Source organism: Pseudomonas protegens (assembly GCF_003732485.1).
Classification (GTDB): Bacteria; Pseudomonadota; Gammaproteobacteria; order Pseudomonadales; family Pseudomonadaceae; genus Aquipseudomonas; species Aquipseudomonas protegens_B.
Window position 1 is genome coordinate 438,579 of the sequence record NZ_MOAK01000080.1, and the last position, 4,079, is coordinate 442,657.

At 62.0% G+C, this 4,079-nt stretch carries 3 protein-coding genes; 1 reads left to right on the plus strand and 2 read right to left on the minus strand.

The features are described from left to right. Positions 1 to 86: 86 nt before the first annotated feature. Both ppk1 and hemB read right to left on the minus strand, forming a co-directional pair. Positions 87 to 2,306 (minus strand): polyphosphate kinase 1, encoded by a 2,220-nt coding sequence (ppk1, locus tag BLX41_RS23305; protein ID WP_123726776.1) that lies wholly within the window; start codon positions 2,304 to 2,306, stop codon positions 87 to 89. 18 nt (positions 2,307 to 2,324) lie between these two features. Then, positions 2,325 to 3,338, minus strand: coding sequence for a porphobilinogen synthase (gene hemB / locus BLX41_RS23310; protein WP_123726777.1), 1,014 nt, complete (start codon positions 3,336 to 3,338; stop codon positions 2,325 to 2,327). Positions 3,339 to 3,545: 207 nt separating this feature from the next. Here hemB and BLX41_RS23315 point away from each other — a divergent pair. Continuing rightward, the coding region (locus BLX41_RS23315; protein WP_148059770.1) for a DedA family protein at positions 3,546 to 4,079 on the plus strand (534 nt) is incomplete at its 3' end.

The following is a 4,079-nucleotide window of genomic DNA, read 5'->3' on the forward strand; positions in this document are numbered from 1 at the left end:
AGCTCCTACAGCTCTTGCAAGCTGCACAAAAAAGGCCAGCCCGGTGATCGGGCTGGCCTTTTTATTATCAGCGACGCCTGACGCGCTTAGCGCACCGGCAGCACCGGGCTGCCGAGACGCTCGAGCAGGGTCGCCTGGGCACTGCGCGGGTTCTGGTTGCCGGTCGGCGTGTTGCGGATGTAACGACCGTCGGACTGCAGGCTCCAGCTGTGGGTGTTATCAGTGAGATAACTCTCCAGCTCTTTCTTGACCCGCAGGATCAGCTTCTTGCCTTCCACCGGGAAGCAGGTCTCGACCCGCTTGTCGAGGTTGCGCTCCATCCAGTCGGCACTGGAAAGGAACATCTGCTCCTCACCACCGTTGAGGAAATAGAACACTCGGGTGTGCTCCAGGAAGCGGCCGATGATCGAACGCACGTGGATGTTGTGGGAAACCCCGGCAATCCCCGGACGCAGGCAGCACATGCCCCGCACCACCAGATCGATGCGCACGCCGGACTGGCTGGCCTTGTACAGCGCGCGGATGATCTTTGGATCGGTCAGCGAGTTGAACTTGGCAATGATGTGCGCCGGCTTGCCGTCCAGGGCGAACTGAGTCTCCCGAGCGATCATGTCGAGCATGCCCTTCTTCAGGGTGAACGGCGCGTGCAGCAGCTTCTTCATGCGCAAGGTCTTGCCCATGCCGATCAGCTGGCTGAACAGCTTGCCGACGTCTTCGCACAAGGCATCGTCGGATGTCAGCAGGCTGTAGTCGGTGTACAGACGGGCGTTGGCCGCGTGGTAGTTGCCGGTACCCAGGTGCGCGTAACGTACGATCTCGCCCGCCTCGCGACGCAGGATCAGCATCATCTTGGCGTGGGTCTTGAAGCCCACCACGCCGTAGATCACCACCGCGCCGGCGGCCTGCAGACGGCTGGCCATCTGCAGGTTGGACTCTTCATCGAAACGCGCGCGCAGTTCGATCACCGCGGTGACTTCCTTGCCATTGCGCGCCGCGTCCACCAGGGCGTCGACGATCTCCGAGTTGGCGCCGCTGCGGTACAGGGTCTGGCGCACCGCCAGCACATGCGGGTCCTTGGCGGCCTGGCGCAGCAGGTCGACCACGGGGGTGAAGGACTCGAACGGGTGCAGCAGCAGGATGTCCTGCTTGCTGATGACGCTGAAGATATTCTCGCTGTTCTGCAGCAGTTTCGGGATCTGCGGGGTGAACGGGGTGTATTGCAGCTCCGGATGACTGTCCAGGCCGGTGATGCTGAACAGCCGCGTCAGGTTCACCGGGCCGTTGACCTGATAGAGCTCGGTCTCGTGCAGGTTGAACTGTTTGAGCAGGTAGTCCGACAGGTGTTTCGGGCAGGTGTCGGCCACTTCCAGACGCACCGCGTCACCGTAGCGACGGGAGAACAGCTCGCCGCGCAGGGCGCGGGCCAGATCTTCGACGTCTTCGGTGTCCACCGCCAGGTCGGCGTTACGGGTCAGGCGGAATTGATAGCAGCCTTTCACCTTCATGCCCTGGAACAGGTCATCGGCGTGAGCGTGGATCATCGACGAGAGGAACACATAGTTGTCGCCAGGGCCGCCGACTTCTTCCGGCACCTTGATGATCCGCGGCAGCAGACGCGGCGCCGGGATGATCGCCAGGCCGGAGTCGCGACCGAAGGCATCGATGCCTTCCAGCTCGACGATAAAGTTCAGGCTCTTGTTCACCAGCAGCGGGAACGGGTGCGTCGGGTCGAGGCCGATGGGGGTGATGATCGGCGCGATCTCGTCGCGGAAGAAACGCCGGACCCAAGTCTTGAGCTTGGTGGTCCAGTGACGGCGACGGATGAAGCGAATCTGATGCTTCTCCAGTTCCGGCAGCAGGATGTCGTTGAGGATCGCGTACTGGCGATCGACGTGACCATGTACCAGCTCGCTGATGCGGGCCAGGGCCTGGTGCGGTTGCAGGCCATCGGCACCGGCCTGTTCCCGGGCAAAGGTGATCTGCTTCTTCAGACCCGCGACGCGGATCTCGAAGAACTCGTCCAGGTTGCTGGAGAAGATCAGCAGGAACTTCAGGCGTTCCAGCAGCGGGTAGGACTCGTCCAGCGCCTGTTCCAGCACACGGATATTGAACTGCAGTTGCGACAGCTCGCGATGGATATAAAGGCTGCTGTCATCCAGGTTGGGAATGACAATGGCCGGCGCCACTTGCGCCTCGACCACCGCGGCCGCCGGCGCGGGCTCCAGCTCCGGCGGGGTTTCAACCACTTGCTCGACCACCGGCTGAGCGTCTTTTACGGCAACTTCTGAGAGTCCTTCAGTATTCATCGCGTGTTCCTGGGAGGGCTATTTTTGCTCTCGTAACAATTGAGCAGCACGAACGGCAAAGTAAGTCAGGATGCCATCGGCACCTGCACGTTTAAAAGCGGTCAGGGATTCAAGAATAACCCCTTCACCCAACCAACCATTCTGGATCGCCGCCATGTGCATGGCGTATTCGCCGCTGACCTGATAGACAAAGGTCGGCACCTTGAATTCATCCTTGACCCGAAAAAGGATATCCAGGTACGGCATGCCCGGCTTGACCATGACCATGTCCGCCCCTTCCGCCAGGTCCGCCGCCACTTCATGCAGGGCTTCGTCACCATTGGCCGGGTCCATCTGGTACGAGGCCTTGTCGGCCTTGCCCAGGTTCAGCGCCGAGCCCACCGCATCGCGGAAGGGGCCGTAGTAGGCACTGGCGTACTTGGCCGAATAGGCCATGATCCGGACGTTGACGTGCCCCGCCAGCTCCAGGGCTTCGCGGATCGCCTGGACCCGCCCGTCCATCATGTCCGACGGCGCCACCACCTGGGCTCCAGCCTCGGCGTGGGACAAGGCCTGACGCACCAGGGCATCGACGGTGATGTCGTTCTGTACATAACCCTGTTCGTCGAGAATACCGTCCTGGCCATGGGTGGTGAACGGGTCCAGGGCCACGTCGGTGATGACGCCCAGCGCCGGGAAGCGTTCGCGCAAGGCGCGGGTGGCGCGCTGGGCGATACCGTCAGGGTTCCAGGCTTCGGCCGCATCCAGGGACTTGAGCCCGGCCGGCGTCACCGGGAACAGCGCCAGGGCCGGAATCCCCAGATCGACCCAGAGCGCCGCCTCTTCCAGCAACAGGTCGATGGTCAGGCGCTCCACACCCGGCATCGAGGCCACCGCCTCGCGGCGATTTTCACCGTCGAGCACAAACACCGGCAGGATCAGGTCGTCCACGCTCAGCCGGTTTTCGCGCACCAGGCGGCGCGAGAAATCATCACGACGGTTACGCCGAAGACGAGTGGCAGGGAACAGGCGGCTGGCAGGGGTAAAGCTCACGGCGGACTCCAGGGCCCGCGCTGGCGGGCGAGCGTGACAGTTATAAGCGGGCATTATGACGAACAGATGACAGTTGTGCTCAAGCTGTTGACCGGCAGCAACACTCATTGTCATTGGCCCAATTGTTCACGTCGAGACACATTTCGATACTTTCCCCCACGTCGTCGAAGGGGTAGGCTGCGCGTTCATTTCGCCAGCATCCAGACAATGCTCCAACAATTTCTTCAGGATTTCGGCTACTTCGCCCTCTTTCTCGGTACGTTTTTCGAAGGCGAAACCATTCTGGTTCTAGCCGGGTTTCTAGCGTTTCGCGGATACATGGATATCAACCTGGTGATGGTGGTTGCCTTCTTCGGCAGCTACGCCGGTGACCAGCTGTGGTACTTCCTGGGGCGCAAGCATGGCCGCAAGTTGCTGGCGCGCAAACCGCGCTGGCAGATGATGGGCGATCGGGCGCTGGAACATATCCGCAAGCACCCGGACATCTGGGTGCTGAGCTTCCGCTTCGTCTATGGCCTGCGCACCGTGATGCCGGTGGCCATTGGCCTGTCCGGCTATCCGCCGGGCCGCTATCTGCTGCTCAACGGCATCGGTGCAGCCATCTGGGCGGTAGCCCTGGCTTCGGCGGCGTACCACTTCGGCGCCGTCATGGAAGGCATGCTCGGCAGCATCAAGAAGTACGAGCTGTGGGTACTGGGCGCCCTGCTGGTCCTGGGCTTCGGCCTGTGGCTGGGGGGGGGG

Coding starts and splice junctions, on each gene's coding strand:
- ppk1 (WP_123726776.1), bottom strand. CDS start 2,306: ATGAATACTGAAGGACTCTCAGAAGTTGCCGTAAAAGACGCTCAGCCG.